This is a genomic window from Escherichia sp. WS1118, assembly GCF_046487695.1.
Classification (GTDB): domain Bacteria; phylum Pseudomonadota; class Gammaproteobacteria; order Enterobacterales; family Enterobacteriaceae; genus Escherichia; species Escherichia coli.
The window spans coordinates 245,651-264,683 of the sequence record NZ_JBJQIZ010000002.1; the positions used below are offsets into that span (position 1 = coordinate 245,651).

General features: G+C 50.9%; 18 protein-coding genes. 6 read left to right on the forward strand and 12 right to left on the reverse strand.

From position 1 onward, the window contains the following. Positions 1 to 70: 70 nt before the first annotated feature. The 5 genes from ACJHYO_RS04615 to ACJHYO_RS04635 are packed head-to-tail and all read right to left on the reverse strand — an operon-like array spanning position 71 to position 6,120. Positions 71 to 2,143, reverse strand: coding sequence for an FAD-binding protein (locus ACJHYO_RS04615; protein ID WP_085455664.1), 2,073 nt, complete (start codon positions 2,141 to 2,143; stop codon positions 71 to 73). Then, a complete protein-coding gene (locus tag ACJHYO_RS04620; protein ID WP_085455665.1) occupies positions 2,140 to 3,681 on the reverse strand; it encodes an acyl CoA:acetate/3-ketoacid CoA transferase in 1,542 nt (513 codons plus the stop codon). The genes ACJHYO_RS04615 and ACJHYO_RS04620 overlap by 4 nt, the downstream gene beginning before the upstream one ends. A gap of 9 nt (positions 3,682 to 3,690) precedes the next feature. Next, positions 3,691 to 4,467, reverse strand: a complete 777-nt coding sequence (locus ACJHYO_RS04625; RefSeq protein ID WP_001283532.1) for an enoyl-CoA hydratase/isomerase family protein — start codon at positions 4,465 to 4,467, stop codon at positions 3,691 to 3,693. A gap of 9 nt (positions 4,468 to 4,476) precedes the next feature. Next, positions 4,477 to 5,319 carry a sugar phosphate isomerase/epimerase family protein gene (locus tag ACJHYO_RS04630; RefSeq protein ID WP_001205254.1) on the reverse strand — a complete coding sequence of 281 codons (843 nt, stop codon included), beginning with the start codon at positions 5,317 to 5,319 and terminating at the stop codon, positions 4,477 to 4,479. Positions 5,320 to 5,328: 9 nt separating this feature from the next. After that, entirely contained in the window at positions 5,329 to 6,120 is a 792-nt protein-coding gene (locus ACJHYO_RS04635) for a 3-ketoacyl-ACP reductase (RefSeq protein ID WP_000843394.1), read from the reverse strand. 212 nt (positions 6,121 to 6,332) lie between these two features. Here ACJHYO_RS04635 and ACJHYO_RS04640 point away from each other — a divergent pair, with 212 nt between their 5' ends. After that, positions 6,333 to 6,980 carry a TetR/AcrR family transcriptional regulator gene (locus tag ACJHYO_RS04640; RefSeq protein ID WP_001350383.1) on the forward strand — a complete coding sequence of 216 codons (648 nt, stop codon included), beginning with the start codon at positions 6,333 to 6,335 and terminating at the stop codon, positions 6,978 to 6,980. On the opposite strand, the gene ytfB is transcribed toward ACJHYO_RS04640, so the two are convergent. Beyond that, entirely contained in the window at positions 6,964 to 7,602 is a 639-nt protein-coding gene (gene ytfB / locus ACJHYO_RS04645; RefSeq protein WP_001683491.1) for a cell division protein YtfB, read from the reverse strand. The two genes, ACJHYO_RS04640 and ytfB, sit on opposite strands and share 17 nt — an antisense overlap. A 217-nt stretch (positions 7,603 to 7,819) precedes the next feature. Here ytfB and fklB point away from each other — a divergent pair, with 217 nt between their 5' ends. Then, positions 7,820 to 8,440, forward strand: coding sequence for an FKBP-type peptidyl-prolyl cis-trans isomerase (fklB, locus tag ACJHYO_RS04650; RefSeq protein WP_000211225.1), 621 nt, complete (start codon positions 7,820 to 7,822; stop codon positions 8,438 to 8,440). A 308-nt stretch (positions 8,441 to 8,748) separates the two neighbouring features. Next, positions 8,749 to 10,161 (forward strand): D-serine/D-alanine/glycine transporter, encoded by a 1,413-nt coding sequence (gene cycA / locus ACJHYO_RS04655; protein WP_000228369.1) that lies wholly within the window; start codon positions 8,749 to 8,751, stop codon positions 10,159 to 10,161. Positions 10,162 to 10,205: 44 nt separating this feature from the next. On the opposite strand, the gene ytfE is transcribed toward cycA, so the two are convergent. From ytfE to qorB, 3 genes are all read right to left on the reverse strand, one after another. Then, entirely contained in the window at positions 10,206 to 10,868 is a 663-nt protein-coding gene (gene ytfE, locus ACJHYO_RS04660; protein ID WP_410232415.1) for an iron-sulfur cluster repair protein YtfE, read from the reverse strand. A gap of 107 nt (positions 10,869 to 10,975) precedes the next feature. Continuing rightward, positions 10,976 to 11,941, reverse strand: coding sequence for a DMT family transporter (locus ACJHYO_RS04665; protein WP_001304672.1), 966 nt, complete (start codon positions 11,939 to 11,941; stop codon positions 10,976 to 10,978). A 107-nt stretch (positions 11,942 to 12,048) separates the two neighbouring features. After that, a complete protein-coding gene (qorB, locus tag ACJHYO_RS04670; protein ID WP_021513930.1) occupies positions 12,049 to 12,909 on the reverse strand; it encodes an NAD(P)H:quinone oxidoreductase in 861 nt (286 codons plus the stop codon). Positions 12,910 to 12,997: 88 nt separating this feature from the next. Here qorB and ACJHYO_RS04675 point away from each other — a divergent pair, with 88 nt between their 5' ends. Then, positions 12,998 to 13,378, forward strand: a complete 381-nt coding sequence (locus ACJHYO_RS04675; RefSeq protein WP_001317588.1) for a winged helix-turn-helix transcriptional regulator — start codon at positions 12,998 to 13,000, stop codon at positions 13,376 to 13,378. A 128-nt stretch (positions 13,379 to 13,506) separates the two neighbouring features. Here ACJHYO_RS04675 and cpdB read toward each other — a convergent pair whose 3' ends face one another. After that, positions 13,507 to 15,450, reverse strand: coding sequence for a 2',3'-cyclic-nucleotide 2'-phosphodiesterase (gene cpdB / locus ACJHYO_RS04680; RefSeq protein WP_024240782.1), 1,944 nt, complete (start codon positions 15,448 to 15,450; stop codon positions 13,507 to 13,509). Positions 15,451 to 15,639: 189 nt separating this feature from the next. Between cpdB and cysQ the strand changes: the two genes are divergently transcribed. Beyond that, the gene (gene cysQ, locus ACJHYO_RS04685) at positions 15,640 to 16,380 is read left to right on the forward strand and encodes a 3'(2'),5'-bisphosphate nucleotidase CysQ (RefSeq protein WP_000886909.1); all 741 of its coding nucleotides are present in this window, start codon (positions 15,640 to 15,642) and stop codon (positions 16,378 to 16,380) included. Here cysQ and ACJHYO_RS04690 read toward each other — a convergent pair. Further along, positions 16,370 to 16,927: a YtfJ family protein gene (locus ACJHYO_RS04690; RefSeq protein WP_000175289.1), complete on the reverse strand. Its 558-nt coding sequence runs from the start codon at positions 16,925 to 16,927 to the stop codon at positions 16,370 to 16,372. The two genes, cysQ and ACJHYO_RS04690, sit on opposite strands and share 11 nt — an antisense overlap. Before the next feature lie 324 nt (positions 16,928 to 17,251). On the opposite strand from ACJHYO_RS04690, the gene ACJHYO_RS04695 reads away from it, so the two are divergent. After that, a complete protein-coding gene (locus ACJHYO_RS04695) occupies positions 17,252 to 17,458 on the forward strand; it encodes a DUF1107 domain-containing protein (RefSeq protein ID WP_000689228.1) in 207 nt (68 codons plus the stop codon). 77 nt (positions 17,459 to 17,535) lie between these two features. Here the strand turns inward: ACJHYO_RS04695 and ACJHYO_RS04700 are convergent, their stop codons facing one another. Beyond that, on the reverse strand, positions 17,536 to 18,879 hold the full coding sequence (locus ACJHYO_RS04700; protein WP_000935036.1) for a hemolysin family protein: 1,344 nt from the start codon (positions 18,877 to 18,879) through the stop codon (positions 17,536 to 17,538). Between the last annotated feature and the right edge of the window lie 154 nt (positions 18,880 to 19,033).

A 19,033-nucleotide genomic window follows, 5' to 3' on the forward strand; every position in this document is an offset into this window, starting at 1 on the left:
AATAAACCCTGGTTGTTGGTATTTCCATGTAATAGGCAATAAAAATCAGGTACAGAGGAAATATTGAAGATTATTGTGTGTAAATGTCTCCCTTTAAAAAGTCTGGCCAGTTTTTTTCAAAGTAAATACCGTTAATACACGGTTGCATACGTAAAGACTTTACTTCGGTAATAAAAGAACCTTGCGAATATTGAATTGTTAATTTGTGATTTTTGTCTTCAGCGAGTTCAGAGCGAAAACGCCATTCTTCTTTTGCGCCGCGACGAGTTTGTGGTAGGCATTTGCCTTGTGGATCAATAACCATACGCGCCCCACGGCTACCACCACCAGCATCAATATAATGCGTTAATTGTGTTAATACCGCGGCAGAAGTCAGCGCCATATGCCGCCACATAAACAGCTCGGCAACTTCACCCACATGTTTGATTGCCAATCCATGCCGTTGGACAAATTCGTTCAATAGCAGGGCATCACGAGTGGCACGTCGGACTTTATCGGCATGGCAAATAAATCCCGCATAGTCAGACATTCGTGCCTGAATTTTTTCTCTCACAACCGACAACGGCATCCCGGACCCGTTATCGTGCGCCTGAGTAATGATCTCTCTTATAGAAGCCAGTGCCGGAGCTGCCAGCTGTGCAATATCTCCATCAATATTCCGCTTTTGCGTGCAACCAATAAAGCGCGCCAGACGAACAGCAAAAACCTGCCCGGCATTCAATGCCGCGCCGCCAGGTCGGGTGACGCCGTGTGTGCCAGCAACTTCCCCCACCGCAAAACAACCGGGCAGAGATGTTTGTCCCCAGATATCGACTTCAATGCCGCCATTCATGTGCTGATTATTCATGGCAAACTGCAATGGCTGCGTGATGAGATCGTAACCGTGCATCTTATACAGCGAGATAGACAGAGGATTCATTTGTTGCAGGCGTTCGATGGGCGATGGTGCCAGAGCGTCGTTATTTTCCAGATACGCGCGAACGTCGTCGTCCAGTCGATCTAATGAGAACGGCAGGTCACCCGGCACAGGTTCTGGATTACGATTGAAATCCATAAATACCTGACGACCATGTTGCTGCTCTTGCGCTACTGCCATATCTAACAAGCTGGAGCCAAAATCCATTACCCGCGTGGCGTGGAACGGCCACTGATAGCCTTTACGGAAAATGTTTGAAGCCAGCTCCTGGGTGGTGCGATAGTAATCCGCGAGGAAGTTATACTCGTTGCCCCCGGCATCCACGGAATAGATATATGGGATCACCTGTACATAGGTGCCGGACAAATTCCACGGAAACGTGCTGCGCGGTGTGCCTATACCAAACTGGCTTTCAGTCAGATTCGTTAACGTCAGACCTTCCTCCAGCGCCAGCCCCAGCGAGCCGAAACATTTGTGTGGATACACACTGTCGCGATAAAGCTCGCCAGGCCCTCCTGTTGCCAGTACCACATTGGGCGCAGTCACAATTGCCAGCCCCCATGGGTTATGGGCGCGATGACCGGTCGCGAGGATTGCCCCCGCCACACGGTCTTCACCGTTTTCGTCACGCTGATGCAGCAGTTTAATCACTGTTGCACTGGTCAACATTGGGATAGCAAGACGCTGTACTTCTTCCAGCAGCACTTTCACCATTAACCTTGAGGTACGCGGCCCACACGAGGTTGCACGCCCGGCTTCGTCATGGTCGGTTTGATAACGAAGAATCGCGCCATAGCGATCTTCCGGTAATTCCAGACCAAGATATTGCAACCCGCCAAGAGTGTGCAGAGAACCTACCGCTTCGACATAAGCGGTGTCGTGATCCATCGCCCCACCGCTCGCCAGTGCCTCTGCCAGTTTGGCGAAGTTGTCGCCGTTGCCCGCGGTAGCGGCGGTAAACAGTGTTTGTTTATCAGAGCCAGAACATGCCGATGTCCCCATATATAACCCGGCGGTGGCGATTAACACATTTTGCTGGCGGCGTTTAAGTTCCACAGCTGCACGTAGCCCGGCTGCACCACTGCCGACTACCAGGGCATCTGTTTTCCAGAGTGGGTAATCAACACCGTCTACCGTGACAACCCATGCGGGTTCTGCCTGTGCAAAACCCTTTGGGAAAGTAACGTGTGTCAGTGCATCAAGGATGGCCTCATCAAGCTGACTCATGCATCCTCCATTGGCGTAAACAGGCTACTTTCCATCAGGCGTGGGTGCCTGATAATCGGACGGAAGGCCATATACGGCAGAATGTCGCGGTCAATCTCTACGCCAGGGGCGATCTCAATTAATTCAACGCCTTCTGCCGTTAACTGGAATACCGCACGTTCGGTGATATACAGCACTTCCTGACTGCTTTGCTGTGCGTATGCGGCGCTAAAAGTAATTTTTTCCACCTGGGTAACCAGTTTGGGGATTTGACCTGACTGGGCGATATGCAGGCCATCAGGCGTTACATCAATCTTGCTGCCTTTGGCGTCAAACGTACCGCAGAACACCACTTTACGGGCGTTTTGCGCAATTTCGAGGAAGCCGCCGGGGCCAATGAGATTGCCATTGAGATGGGATACGTTGACGTTACCGTACCGATCCATCTCTCCCATGCCGAGGAAGGTGATATCGATACCGCCGCCACTGTAGAATTCGAATTGATCGAGTGATGGAATAATGGCATCGGCGTTACGGGCGCAGCCGAACAGAGCATCATCCAGCATCATGCCGTTATGTACACCCTGTTCTACACTCAGCCACAAACTTTGATAAGGCACGCCTTCGCGCAGTGCAACCCCAGGAATACCGCCGGGAATACCAAAGCCAAAGTTGGTTGAAGCACCTGCCGCCAGTTCCCGCGCTGCCCGACGGGCAATCAGGCGACGCACCGGATGACTAACCAGTTCAATAGCGTCGTTAGAACTTAGACGGCGATGCTGACCGCTGATGGTCAGGTCGTAACCGCCAAGATAGGTTTGCGGTTGTTCGCGGTGTTCAACGATACCATCGACCAGAATCCCCGGTAGCTTGACCTTGCGAGGTTCAATGGCGCCAGCTTCCAGTACATCGCGCACCTGTACAAACACTTTGCCGCCACTGTTGTGTGCTGCCAGCGCCATCGAATAGCTATCCATATCAATCGCTTCTTCTTCGAGGCTAACGTTGCCACGCGGATCGGCATAGGTGCCGCGCAAAATCGCGTAGTCCACTTTGAAAGGGCGATAGCGGAGTTTGGTTTCACCGTCGATTTCAATCAGTTCTACCAGGTCGTCGGTCGTGCATTCATTCGACTTACCGCCACCATTGCGTGGATCAACAAACGATCCCAGCCCAACGTGGGTAAAAAGCCCCGGACGTCCGGCACCGATCTCCCGCAGCAGTGCCTGAATTACGCCACCAGGGAAACAGTAGGCTTCAATAGCATTGCTTTTCACCAGTTCCTGCATCTTGGGCGACCAGGTAAAATGTCCGGCAATAATGCGTTTGAGCATTTCGGCGTGAGCAAAACGGTTAGTGCCTTTGCTGTCGCGATCGCCAATACCCAGCGAGTGGATTAATGTCAGATCGCGCGGGTGTCCGGTTTGCAGGAAACGCTCTTCAATGGCGGCCATAATATGGTCAGCTTCCACCATACCGCCGCCGTTACCGCTAATGGCAATGGTTGCGCCGTCCTGAATTTGCGCCGCCAGTGTCTCGGCGGTTGATAACTTACGCATACAATTTCCTTATTGATTGTGGAAGCTCACGCCGGCTTTTTCGGCAAATGCGTGCGTCGCCTGTTGGCAATCCTGAGTGGCGGACATTAATCCAGCCAGTAACTGGTGGGAGTAATCGGCGTGTTTATTTTCCAGCGCCAGAATCAGTTGCTTAATATGTGCCAGTGCCACCGGACCACATTTTTCCAGCTGCGCTAACTGGTTCGCCATCCAGCTTTCCACCTGTTCTTTTTCTACCACTTCATCAATTAAATTCGCCACCTGGGCTTCCTGCGCCGTCAGGCGTTTACCCAGCATCAGCATCTGGCGACCGACTACCGGGCCAACCTGATTAAGCACGCGTTCAATGCCCATCCAGCCAGGCACCATGCCGAGCATCACTTCCGGGTTAGAGAATTTCGCGCCGGGGCGAGCGATACGAATATCGCAGCACAAGGCAAGTTCAATACCGCCACCGATGGTATGACCGTTGAGATTCGCAACGGTTAATTGGGGTAAGTTGCGCAGGCGATTAAAAACGTCATTACCGCGTTTAATCCATTTTCTGCCCATATCTAATGGCGAATAGGCCGACCACGATTTAATATCGCCGCCCGCACAAAAGAATTTATCGCCGGTTGCCGTTAATTCGACTAAGCGTAATGCCGTGTCATTTTCAATTTCATTTAAATAATGGTCGAGAGATTCGATCATTTCTTCATTAATAGCATGACATTTATCTTCACGGTTCAATGTCAGGCGGCAAGAAGCCGCCGCTCTGCTGAACAGAACGGGTTGGTCACTCATGATTATTCCTTAACAATAATGTGCGATGCGATCGACGCTAATATCCAGCGTGCTGTTAATATCTTTCTGCCACCAGTACGGTGAGAATATTTCCAGTTCAATAGCGCCATTAAATCCGGCGTTTTCAACCAGCCGACGAATTGACGGAATATTGATGACACCATCTCCCGGCATTCCACGGTCATTGACCAGATCGGTGGTCGGCACTAACCAGTCGGAAACATGAAACGCGAGGATGCGTTTTCCGGCACGCAGGATCTGACTGGCGAGATCCGGGTCCCACCAGACATGGTAGACATCTACCGCCACGCCGAGGCCAAATTCGCCATCGGGATCGAGTTCATCACACCAGTCCAGCGCCTGACGTAACGTGCACAGACAAGAACGATCGGCAGCAGTCATCGGGTGCAGTGGCTCCAGTGCAATTGGCACGCCGACCTCTTTCGAATGTGGCAGCAACTGGCGAATCCCTTGTTTCACCTGTTCCCGTGCTTCGTACAGATCTTTTGTTCCCATTGGCAGACCGCCAACCACCTGCATATAACAGGCGGCGTTCAGTACAGCGGCGTCGTCCAGCGCCCGGCGGTTATCGTCAATCGCCAGTTTGCGCTCCGCCAGCGTCGGTGCGGTGTAGTAGGTGCTACGGCACAAACCGGAAACGTTCATGTTACTGGCAGCAAGCTGGCGGGCGATTTGCTGGAGATCTTCACTCTGCAACTCCCTGCGCCAGGGGGCAATCGCGCCAATACCGCGTGCGGCGCAGGCATCAATAATGGCGGGTAGCGGCGTTTTATAGCCCAGTGTCGCGGTATTGATACTGAATAAATCCGGGCGTTGTAACAGATCTCTCATGATTCAGCCTCAGAAGCGCGGCATACTTAAGCCGCCGTCGATGGCGACCGCCTGACCACAGGTGTAAATCAGTTTACCTTCCGCCATCGCGCGGACAGTGGAAGCAATATCAGCCGGATAACCCCAACGTCCCCACGGCACCAGACCTTTGGCAATCAGTTCGTCGTAATAGGCCGTTGCCGGAATAGTCATATCGGTTTTGATGAGACCAGGACGCACTTCATATACGCCAATTTGTTCATTACAAAGGCGAGCAGCAAACAGACGAGCAGCGGCAGAGACGGCAGTTTTGGCAATGGTATATTCGCCGCGATTCATCGCCAGCATGATGGCGTTGATGGAACTGACAAAAATAATCGAGCGGTGCGGCAGTTCTGCTTCCGGTTTCGGCTGTGCCAGTAAGCGCTTACTGAATGCCTGAGCAAGGAAGAACGGTGCGCGGGTGTTAATGGCAATATTTTGGTCGAAGCTGTCTGGTTCGAGGTCGAGAAGGTCACCGCGTTTTTTCACTGAAATGCCTGCGTTGTTGAGCAGGCAGTCCAGACGTCCCCACTGGTTTTGCGCTGCGTCGAGCATCTCTTCATGCAGGGAGAGATCGCCCACATCAGCAGGGAAGCAAATCACTTCCACGCCTTCCGCCAGACATTCTTGTTGTGTGGCATGTAATTTTTCTACGCTATCCGCATCCGGACGATCATTAATCAGCAGATTAAATCCGCCACGCGCAAGCTCCAGCGCACAGCCCTTTCCAATACCACGAGCGGCTCCGGTAATCACGGCAACAGGACGAGTGGATTTCATACAATAGCTCTCTTTTTTTGAATTTTGTTTCCTTAGTGATGATTAGCTTGCGACTGGAGGATAAAAAGATCAACCATCTAGTTGGTTGATATGCGATGGCGATCACAGGACATTTGATAACCTGATGAAAGTACAAGTTTTTGCCCTTTTTTCTGAAGCTGAAATCAAATCAGGTTATGATAGTCACCACGAAGAGGTCGTGGGGAAGCGTTATGTATCTTGATACCAGCAACGTACAGAGCCTGAAAGAAAAGCTGCTGTTATGCGCGGTTAATGAATTTGCCGAATATGGTTACGAAGGGGCCAGAGTCGATAATATCGTCAAGGCCGCGGGGTGCAGTAAACAGACGGTTTATCACCACTTTGGTAATAAAGAAAATTTATTTATCGAAGTACTGGAATATACCTGGAACGATATTCGACAAAAAGAAAAGGCCCTTGATTTCTCAGATCTTCCGCCACAGAAAGCCATTGAGAAAATAATCGATTTTACATGGGATTATTATATTTCTAATCCCTGGTTTTTAAAAATTGTGCATAGTGAAAATCAAAGTAAGGGTGTGCATTATGCAAAGTCACAGCGTCTTTTAGAAATTAACCATGCGCACTTGCAGTTAATGGAATCCTTATTGGATGAAGGGAAGAAAAACAATATTTTTAAGCCAGATATCGACCCATTGCAGGTGAATATTAATATTGCTGCGCTTGGGGGATATTATTTGATCAACCAGCATACGCTTGGTCTGGTTTATCACATCAGTATGGTTTCACCCCAGGCACTGGAAGCCAGACGTAAGGTCATCAAAGAGACAATCCTTAGCTGGCTTTTGGTTGACCCTTCATCTACCGCGCGCGAATAAAACTGCCATCCGGCTGGCGGGTAAACAGGACCTGTTGATTATTCCCCGTATCAATGGTTAAGCCCGTCACCACGCCGCTGGCGTTCTGGCGGATTTTCACCATCTGCCCGTTTTGCAAATTACTCAGTGGCTTATCCGCGCCTTCTACCTGCGCCATGGCATAGACATCGGTAGCGGGCAGTCCGTGGTCGCGGAACAGCTGCGCCATCGTTTTACCGGGTTCGACACGATAGGAGCGCCATTGATTATCAATTCCGCTATCTGGCTGGAATGGTTGCGTATGGGGGGTTTGCGGCTGCTCTTCTGGTTGGCCTTCCTGTATTGGTTCTGGAGCGACCGGAGCCACCTGATCAGGATCATTTTGTGGCGTGACTAATTGCGCCCGCAGCTGTTCTTCTGTCGGTGGTTGTGATTGCGACTGAATATCTAACTGCGCTTCACGCGTCACCACCGGCGCGTTGGGCGTATCATCAGATGGAAGCAGAAATCCGACCACCAATACAATGGCGGCAATAATGATCCCCCGACGATGCATCGGCGGCAGCGGGTCCATGAAGCGAAAATTGTCCGGCGCGTGCCAGACTTTCTCCAGGGTTGGTTTTAGTTCAAAGCGCCCGGGCATGGTTTCCTCCTGCTCCGCGTCTTGTTCCTCAATCATAGCCTATGAATAAGCTAACGCTATGATGTCCGTGGTAAACCCGCCTTTATTATATTCATACGGGATATTGCTATTGTTTCTTTTTCCCCGGGATTTGTCATCATTCCCGCGACAAAGTTTTACCCAAAGAAGTGTGGCTGATATGCTGCCCGCTACTTTATACCCTAAGAAAGGAAATACGATGACCACCCCAACTTTTGACACCATCGAAGCGCAAGCAAGCTACGGCATTGGTTTGCAGGTAGGGCAACAACTGAGTGAATCTGGCCTGGAAGGGCTGCTGCCAGAAGCTCTGGTTGCAGGCATTGCCGATGCGCTGGAAGGCAAACATCCGGCTGTTCCAGTTGATGTGGTGCACCGCGCGCTGCGTGAAATCCACGAACGCGCCGATGCCGTTCGTCGTCAGCGTTTCCAGGCGATGGCTGCTGAAGGTGTGAAATACCTGGAAGAAAACGCCAAAAAAGAAGGTGTAAATAGCACCGAATCTGGCCTGCAATTCCGCGTGATCAACCAGGGCGAAGGCGCAATTCCGGCACGTACCGACCGCGTTCGTGTTCATTACACCGGAAAACTGATCGACGGCACCGTGTTTGACAGCTCCGTTGCTCGCGGCGAGCCAGCTGAATTCCCGGTTAACGGCGTGATCCCTGGCTGGATTGAAGCACTGACTCTGATGCCGGTAGGTTCTAAATGGGAACTGACTATCCCGCAGGAACTGGCATATGGCGAGCGTGGCGCAGGCGCGTCCATCCCTCCGTTCAGCACCCTGGTGTTTGAAGTCGAACTGCTGGAAATCCTCTAAGCAGCGCATTCTGTTCCCCTCGAACCAGAGGGGAGCAGGCATTCAGCAATAAACCCTTCAGTTTGCCAAACGGCGCTATTTTATGTTGCAAAGCCCCTGTAAGCGTGTATTTTTGTGAGCTGTTTCGCGTTATCACCGTGATATGACACTCACTTTAAACATAAAATTAACATTAGATCTAAATCTTAGTATTCATCCCGCGTATTGTTACCTAATATCGATGAGTCCCGATACAGATTCGTCGTATCATAGACTGACTAAAGGCCGTAGAGCCTGAACAACACAGACAGGTACAGGAAGAAAAAAACATGGTAGATCAGGTAAAAGTCGTTGCCGATGATCAGGCTCCGGCTGAACAGTCGCTACGGCGCAATCTCACAAACCGACATATTCAGCTTATTGCCATTGGCGGTGCCATTGGTACAGGGTTGTTTATGGGGTCCGGCAAAACGATTAGCCTTGCCGGGCCGTCGATCATTTTCGTTTATATGATCATCGGTTTTATGCTCTTTTTCGTGATGCGGGCAATGGGGGAATTGCTGCTTTCGAATCTGGAATACAAATCTTTTAGTGACTTCGCTTCCGATTTACTCGGGCCGTGGGCAGGATATTTCACCGGCTGGACTTACTGGTTCTGCTGGGTTGTAACCGGTATGGCAGATGTGGTTGCCATTACCGCCTATGCGCAATTCTGGTTCCCTGGGCTTTCTGACTGGGTTGCTTCGTTATCCGTGATCATTCTGTTACTGGTTCTAAACCTCGCCACGGTAAAAATGTTCGGTGAGATGGAGTTCTGGTTTGCGATGATCAAAATCGTCGCCATCGTGTCGCTGATTGTTGTCGGCCTGGTCATGGTGGCGATGCACTTTCAGTCACCGACCGGTGTGGAAGCATCATTTACACATTTGTGGAATGACGGCGGCTGGTTCCCGAAAGGCTTAAGCGGCTTCTTTGCCGGATTCCAGATAGCGGTTTTCGCTTTCGTGGGGATTGAGCTGGTAGGTACAACAGCTGCGGAAACCAAAGATCCGGAGAAATCACTGCCACGCGCGATTAACTCCATTCCGATCCGTATCATTATGTTCTACGTCTTCTCGCTGATTGTGATTATGTCCGTGACGCCGTGGAGTTCGGTAGTCCCGGAGAAAAGCCCGTTCGTTGAACTGTTTGTGTTGGTAGGTTTGCCTGCGGCTGCCAGCGTGATCAACTTTGTGGTGCTGACCTCTGCGGCGTCTTCCGCTAACAGCGGTGTCTTCTCTACCAGCCGTATGCTGTTTGGCCTGGCCCAGGAAGGTGTGGCACCGAAAGCGTTCGCTAAACTCTCTAAGCGCGCAGTACCCGCGAAAGGGCTGACCTTCTCTTGTATCTGTCTGCTCGGCGGCGTGGTGATGTTGTATGTGAATCCCAGCGTGATTGGCGCGTTCACGATGATTACAACCGTTTCCGCGATTCTGTTTATGTTTGTCTGGACGATTATCCTTTGCTCGTACCTGGTGTATCGCAAACAGCGTCCTCATCTGCATGAGAAGTCGATCTACAAGATGCCACTCGGCAAGCTGATGTGCTGGGTATGTATGGCGTTCTTTGTGTTTGTTCTGGTGTTGTTGACACTGGAAGATGACACCCGCCAGGCGCTGCTGGTTACCCCGCTGTGGTTTATCGCGCTGGGGCTGGGCTGGCTGTTTATTGGTAAGAAACGGGCTGCTGAACTGCGGAAATAATCGCATTATCATGCTGGATGGCGCAATGCCATCCAGCTTTTAGATCACTCACCCGCCAGCGCGCGCGGGAATAGTACATTGTTTTCCAGACTGATGTGCTCCATCAGGTCATCAATCAGTTCATTAATGCCGTTATACATCGCTTTCCAGGTGGTGCAGGCTTCCGGCGGCGGTGTGACGTTATTGCTGGTGTGTTTGATCACTTCCAGCAGTTCGCCCGCTTCATCGTGCTCGCTTTCCATTACGCTGATTGGCCCCATTGCCTGGCTGCCCATGCCTTGTTTAATCATCGGGAAGAGAATTTGCTCTTCTTTCATCATGTGGCTGGAAAGCTCTTCATGCAGCATAGTCAGGTATTTTGTCAGCCCTTTTGGCACACTTGGTTTGTCGGCGTGAACGCGCTCGACTTTAGTCGCTTGCAGGATCAGCTCCGGCAGCTGCTCGCGATGGCGATCGTGATAGCGCACAATAATGTGGTCGATGATTTCCGCCAGCGGGGCGCTACGCCAGTCTTTCTCAATCGGTTGTTCAGCAAGCTTTGCCAGTTCGGCTTCAATGACGTCAACATCCAGTTCTTTACGTGCCGCCGCGCGCGCCAGCGTCTGCTTACCGCCACAGCAGTAATCCATATCATATTTACGAAACAGAGCCGAAGCGCGAGGAATAGAGAGCGCCAGTTCACCTAAAGGTTGGTCGCGATAAGCCATAGCTGATACCTCATTCTTAATAAGATAAGATGTATTTTAAATACATCTTTAAGGCAAAAGCTATAACCCTTACGTAGCAGAGGCTTATTTAACTCACTGCCAGCGTGTCAACTTTCTGAGACAGATTCAGTTAAAGGTTTTTCTGGTTTTGCTCTGACCGCAATGACCACGCCAATCACTAACAGCGCGATACCGCTCAGCGTCATTAGCGGCGGCATTTGCTGGCGGAGTAAAAAGGTGTACAGCAAACCTGCCAGCGTTTCGAAAACAATCAGCGGCCCGAGAATCACTGTCGGTAATCGCTGGCTGGCGACGTTCCAGCAGAGTGCGCCAACCCATGAGCAAAGCACGGCTATCGCAACCATCAGACTAATAAACACCAGCGGACGGGGGCCAAAGGGTAAGGAGAAGTCCGGCGTTTGCATATTCAGCCAGTAACAGGCGACGAGATAGCCGATGAGAGAAACCGGCAGCGTGACCAGCGCCTGCGCCGTCGCCCACATCATCGGATGTTTGTCGGGATTTTCCCGCAGCCAGCGGGCGTTGCGCAGGGCATACCATGCCCAGCAGACCACGGAAACTAACGCCAGCACGATGCCTGAGGTATAACGTGCCCAGTCAAAATCGGGGAGTCCGTGGTTTAACTCAGCAATATTCACACACGCCAGGCCGATGCCAATACAAACCAGTGCCGGGGCGAGTTTTCCCCATGCGAGTTTGCCGTCGCGCTGGCTATAAAGCAGATTGGCAAAAACGGGAATCACCACCGGCAGGGTGCCGATAATCATCGTGGAAACAGGCGCGCCAGTACGTTGAATGGCACTGGCAAGGCAGAAGTAATAGATAAGGTTGCCCATCATGGTGAGCATCAAGGCGGTAAGCCAGTCGCGACGCGCCAACTGACGCAGACGCACGCGTCCCAGCCAGGCAATGGGCAGCGCAATTAACCCTAACGCCAGATAACGCCCCATCGACTGCAGCATCGCCGGGTATTCCGGTACGATCAACGGCCCGACAAAAATAAGCCCCCACATCAACCCTGCTAACAGGGCGTACAGCACGCCGCTAATCATTACTGGCATCCATTGGTCTGTCAGAAGAAAGTTCAGGAAGCAGACATGATTGCTCCCGGCATCCCGTCATTATCAGAGAGGATGCGGGAGGATGCCACTTTAATTAACTAGTTATTAACATTAAAAAGATGGCTTACGCTTTCGGCTAACGTTGTCGTTGGGCGGCCAATCAATTTGCTAAGCGTTTTGCTGTCATCAAACAGACCGCCTTTCGATGCGCCAACGTCAGAATCCGCCAGCATATCCGCCAGTCCATCAGGCAGTCCGACGCTTTTCAGTGCCGCAGCGAAATCGGCTTCGCTCAGGTTTTGATAGGTAATCGGTTTGCCGCTCTGTTTGGTGAGTTCTGCCGCTAACTGTGTCAGCGTCCAGGCACTATCGCCCGCCAGTTCGTAAACCTTGCCTTCATGACCGGCTTCGCTAATTACGCGCGCCGCAGCTACCGCATAATCAGCCCGCGTTGCTGAGGCGATTTTGCCATCGCCCGCGGCACCGATAAATACGCCGTGTTCCAGTGCTGCCGGGGCGCTGGCGAGGTAGTTTTCGGTGTACCAGCCGTTGCGCAGCAGGGTGTAAACGATGCCAGAATCAGCCAGCATTTTCTCCGTCTCGATGTGCTCATCGGCGAGGCCGAGCGGGGAGGAATCGGCATGTAGCAGGCTGGTATAAGCGATAAATTTCACGCCGGCCGCCTTTGCGGCATTAATAACATTACGATGCTGCGGGGCACGTTGACCCACTTCGCTGGAAGAGATCAGCAGTAGTTTTTCCACTCCCTGAAGCGCAGATGTCAGTGCGGCTTCATCGCCGTAATCAGCCTGACGCACGGTAATGCCTTGTGCTGTCAGTGCCTGTGCTTTTGCCGGATTACGAACGATAGCCACTATTTGGCTGGCAGGAACCGTTTTCATCAAGGATTCAATAACATAGTGACCAAGTTGGCCAGTGGCACCAGTAATAGCGATCATGGGAAGTCTCCATCGTTTTGTCTTGTGTTTAAATACGCTAACACCTAAACTTACTTTTAGTAAGTACGTACAAAAAGGTAAGTATGAAATGAGTCAGGTTAGCCTGTCGCAACAACTGAAAGAGGGAAATCTCTTTGCGGAACAGTGCCCGTCGCGCGAGGTTTTGAAACACGTCACCAGCCGTTGGGGGGTGTTGATTCTGGTGGCGCTACGCGAAGGTACTCATCGCTTTAGCGACCTGCGGCGCAAAATGGGCGGGGTGAGTGAAAAGATGCTTGCGCAGTCGTTACAGGCATTAGAACAGGATGGTTTTCTTAACCGTATCGCGTATCCGGTGGTGCCGCCGCATGTGGAATATAGCCTCACGCCGCTGGGCGAGCAGGTGAGCGAAAAGGTTGCTGCACTGGCGGACTGGATTGAGTTGAATTTGCCCGAGGTGTTAGCGGTGCGGGATGAACGTGCGGCATAACTGCCGGATGCGCTGCGCTTATCCGGACTACGGTTCATGGCTTGTAGGGCGGATAAGATGCGTCATCATCGCATCCGCCAATAAATGCCGGATGCGGTTGATGATTTGTAGGCCGAAAAAGAAGTGTTTTACTTACTCAGATCCACCTGATAAATCGCAAACCCGATATCATCGGTCGCGACTTTATTCATCGGATACTGCCCTTTCTCTTTAATAAACACTGCGGCTTTATCTGACGGAGAGGTTTCGAAACGGATATCCAGTTTCTTATCGCCAGCTATTGGTGCTAAACGCCAGTTGTTATCTGCCGCCGGGTGAATTTCCCCCGCACGTTTCGACTCATCAGCAATCCACGCTGCCAGCACCGAGCGGTTCTCATCCGGTGAAGCAAAAGCGATATGGCTGTCGCCCGTACCGGCAAATTTGCCGCCGTAAGCGCGATAGTTATTGGTGGCAACGAGGAACATGGCGTTCGGATCAATCGGCTTGCCGTTAAAGGTCAGGTTCTTAATCCTTTCCGCATTGGCATTAATCATCTGGCACTCGCCGTCATAACGGGCGGGCTGGGTAACATCAATCTGATAATTCACACCATCAATAACATCAAAGTTATAGGTGCGGAAACCATCCCAGTTGATGAGTGACTGTGGTTTCGTGCTGTTAGGATCAATCTGGTTAAACTGTCCGGCGGAGCACTCCAGCCACTCTTTCACCTCTTTACCGCTGGCTTTCACCACAATCAGCGTATTGGGGTAGAGATAAAGATCGGCGGCATTACGGAAGGTCAACTGGCCTTTTTCCACCTCCACATAGCTTGCCGGGTCATTTTTGCGACCACCAACTTTAAACGGTGCGGCAGCTGAAAGCACTGGCAGTTTTGCCAGATCCGGATCGCCCTGAATGTAATGCTCGACGTACGCTTTTTGCGCGTTGTTCACCACCTGCACGGTCGGATCGTCCTGCACAAGCGCCAGATAGCTATACATATTGTCGGCAGATTTACCGATTGGCTTGCTGACGAACTGGCGTGTGGCATCGTGATCGGCTTTGAGTGTTTCTACCAGCTTGCTGTCTTCCGCCGCGAGGGATTTTTTATTCGCGATGTCGTAAATCGGCCGTGCTTCCGCTTTCGCCTGCGTCACCTGCCATTTACCGCTGTCATTACTGAGTTGTAAGTCGACCACACCAAGATGATCGCCCCACATGCCTGGCATTACCGCCGGAACACCATTCAGCGTGCCTTTCGCGATATCAGCCCCTTCGATATCAGCAAAATCTTTACCTGGGAAAACGGCGTGAGCATGGCCAAACATAATGGCGTTAACGCCCGGAATTTCACTGAGGTAATAAACTGAGTTTTCCGCCATCACTTTATACGGATTGGCAGACAGCCCGGAATGCGCCAGAACGACAACGACATCGGCACCTTTCTCGCGCATTTCAGGCACGTATTTGCGCACGGTTTCGGTAATATCATTCACCGTCACTTTCCCGGATAAATTAGCTTTATCCCAGCCCATGATTTGTGGCGGGACGACGCCAATATAACCAATCTTCAGCGTCTGTTTTTTTCCGTCTTTATCGACCACTTCGGTGTCTTTAATTAAATACGGTGTAAACATTGGCTGTTTGGTTCTGGCGTCAATGACGTTGGCATTTACATAAGGGAATTTCGCTCCCGCCAGCGCATTTTTCAGATAATCCAGACCGTAGTTAAACTCGTGGTTGCCAAGCGTGCCGACGGTATAGTCCAGCGTATTTAATGCCTTATAGACCGGGTGAATATCACCTGCTTTTAATCCTTTCGCCGACATGTAATCTGCCAGCGGACTCCCCTGAATCAAATCGCCGTTATCGACCAGTACGCTGTTTTTCACTTCATTGCGGGCATCGTTAATCAGGCTTGCCGTACGTACCAGTCCGAATTTTTCCGTGGCGGTGTCTTTGTAATAATCGAAATCCATCATGTTGCTATGCAGATCAGTGGTTTCCATGATACGCAGATCGACCGTCGCTGCATTCACACTGGCGGCAATCAGCGTGGCCAGGAGCGTTGCGCTAAACTTAATCATCAGGGACATCCTTTTATCATCGGGAATACGAAAGAAAAGGGAGAATAAACGTCTTACTTATAGAACAGTGAAGAATGCCACAATTTTACGCTTTGAAAATGATGACACTATCACAGTTGGCGCATTCATTAACGATAGGGTATAAGTAAAACAATAAGTTAACACCGCTCACAGAGACGAGGTGGAGAAATGTTAGATCAAGTATGCCAGCTTGCACGGAATGCAGGCGATGCCATTATGCAGGTCTACGACGGGACGAAACCGATGGACGTCGTCAGCAAAGCGGACAATTCTCCGGTAACGGCAGCGGATATTGCCGCTCACACCGTTATCATGGACGGTTTACGTACGCTGACACCGGATATTCCGGTCCTTTCTGAAGAAGATCCTCCCGGTTGGGAAGTCCGTCAGCACTGGCAGCGTTACTGGCTGGTAGACCCGCTGGATGGTACTAAAGAGTTTATTAAACGTAATGGCGAATTCACCGTTAACATTGCGCTCATCGACCACGGTAAACCGATTTTAGGTGTGGTGTATGCGCCGGTAATGAACGTAATGTACAGCGCGGCAGAAGGCAAAGCCTGGAAAGAAGAGTGCGGTGTGCGCAAGCAGATTCAGGTCCGCGATGCGCGCCCGCCGCTGGTGGTGATCAGCCGTTCCCATGCAGATGCGGAGCTGAAAGAGTATCTGCAACAGCTTGGCGAACATCAGACCACGTCCATCGGCTCTTCGCTGAAATTCTGCCTGGTGGCGGAAGGACAGGCGCAGCTGTACCCGCGTTTCGGGCCAACGAATATTTGGGATACCGCCGCTGGTCATGCTGTGGCTGCAGCTGCCGGAGCGCACGTTCACGACTGGCAGGGTAAACCGCTGGATTACACTCCGCGCGAGTCGTTCCTGAATCCGGGGTTCAGAGTGTCTATTTATTAATTAATTTATGCAGCAGGTCCATCACTTGCTGCACCTCTTCCTGAGTAAGTGCCCCGTCTTTGGCCCATTGCACGCGACCGTCTTTATCCAGCACCACTACAGCGGAACTTTTTTCATCCAGCTGCCAGGCACCGCGTGCGACGCCATTGCTATCAACAATAAACTGCGACCAGGGATAAAGCTTTTTATTACTCTCCAGACTGCTGCGCACAAACATCCCTGAACCCGGAATCGCGTCGTCGGTGTTAACAATGGTGGTGGTCTGGTAACGATCGTGCGGTAACTTCGCTGATTTAATCGCTTCAATCAGCGTCGCGTTTTTCTCTTTTGCAGAGGTGCGACCAGCAATATGTTGCAGTACTCGCACTTTTCCCACTAACTGCGCGCTGTTCCAGGTTTTGTAGCTAAACTGATCTTTATCAAGCACCAACTCGCCACGATCGGTGATGCCAATCGGCGGCACTCGCTGACCGGTTTCGAACTGATGTGCGGAAGCCATCATCGGCAACAGCAGGCAGGTGAGTGCCAGAATCTTGCGTAGGGTCATGGTGTTTCCTTCTTATGATATGCAGGTGATCCGACCACTTGGGTCTGAGTTTTAATCATATGTGCTATTTATCGAATTTCCCGCAAGTGTGATGCCAGTTTGCGGTCAAGCGCACAAATCATATGAAAAATGAATGCTTATACTGAAGACCGCGCTTCGGTAAAAAGATAATTCTGAATAATTGTAACCTTTAGGTAAAAAAAGTTATACGCGGTGGAAACATTGCCCGGATAGTCTATAGTCACTAGGCATTAAAATTTGCGCCTCATAATAGTTGGGCCGATTGTGGCACCGCAAAGGCGTAATACTCAGCAGGAGATAACAATGAAAATTTTCCAACGGTACAACCCACTTCAGGTGGCGAAGTACGTAAAGATCCTGTTCCGTGGACGGTTATACATCAAGGACGTTGGCGCTTTTGAATTTGATAAGGGTAAGATTCTTATCCCAAAAGTGAAGGATAAGCTGCATTTGTCAGTGATGTCCGAAGTTAACCGTCAGGTTATGCGTCTGCAAACAGAGATGGCTTAACCAAAGTGCTATGCAGTAAAAAGTGCTATGCAGTAATAAGACGGCTCCTGATTCAGGAGCCGTTGATGTTTCTGGGGTTATGCGACGCTTTCTTCTTTATCTTTAGCGTCAGGCAGTTTTGGCGAAAGGGCGGTGGCTTTGCTGTCGATTCGGGTCACCAGCAGCTGGTCGATGCGGTAGTTATCGATATCCACCACTTCAAATTTGTAGCCGGCGAATTTCACCGAATCGGTGCGTTTCGGGATCTTACGCAGCATAAACATCATAAAGCCGCCGATGGTTTCGTAGTTGCCCGACTGCGGGAACTCGTCAATATCCAGCACGCGCATGACGTCGTCAATAGGCGTGCCGCCGTCTATCAGCCATGAGTTCTCATCACGGGCGACAATTTGCTCTTCCAGCCCCTGGCCGACCAGATCGCCCATCAGCGTGGTCATCACGTCGTTGAGGGTGATGATCCCCACTACCAGCGCGTACTCGTTCATGATCACCGCGAAGTCTTCACCTGCGGTTTTAAAACTTTCCAACGCCTCTGAAAGGGTTAACGTATCCGGCACAATCAGCGTGTTGCGAATTTGTACGCCGCTGTTCAGTGCCAGGCTTTGGTTAGCCAGCACGCGGTTCAGCAGGTCTTTAGAATCGACATAGCCGATGATGTGGTCAATATCTTCATTACAGACGAGAAACTTAGAGTGCGGATGTTCCGCAACCTTATTCTTCAGACTTTGCTCATCTTCGTGGAGATCAAACCAAATCACGTTTTCACGCGGTGTCATTGAAGACGGAACGGTACGGGATTCCAGCTCAAAGACGTTTTCAATCAGCTCGTGTTCCTGTTTACGTAACACGCCCGCCAGCGCACCGGCTTCCACTACCGCGTAGATATCATCAGAAGTGATGTCATCTTTACGTACCATTGGCAGTTTGAAAATACGGAAGATTATGTTCGCCAGTCCGTTGAAGAACCACACCAGCGGGGTGCAAACGTACAGGCAGAAGCGCATCGGGTTGATGATACGCAAAGCCACAGCTTCTGGCGCAATCATACCGATGCGTTTCGGGGTTAAATCCGCAAACAGGATAAACATGCCAGTCACTAACGAGAAAGAGAGAATAAAGCTCAGTTGCTCAGAGAGTTCTGCCGACATATAGCGGGAGAACAGGCTGTGAAAAGCTGGAGAAAATGCCGCATCACCGACGATACCGCCGAGAATCGCCACTGCGTTCAGACCGATCTGGACCACGGTAAAGAACATGCCGGGATTTTCCTGCATATTCAAAACGCGTTGGGCATTTATATTGCCTTCATCAGCCAGCAGTTTAAGTTTGATTTTGCGTGAGGCGGCAAGCGAGATCTCGGACATCGAGAAGAACGCACTTACAGCGATCAAACAGAGTATGACTAAAATACTGTTTAACATATCTTATCCGACCTTTCAGGCCAGATCCTCGGAAGGGGAAGTTGATTAATTTGTGTGAAATACACATTGAAAGCCGATTCGAAGAAAGTGAACCGGCATTTTCAGTGGCTAGTATAGCGTAAGGTACTGTAAAGCCGCCAGAGGGTTAAAATTC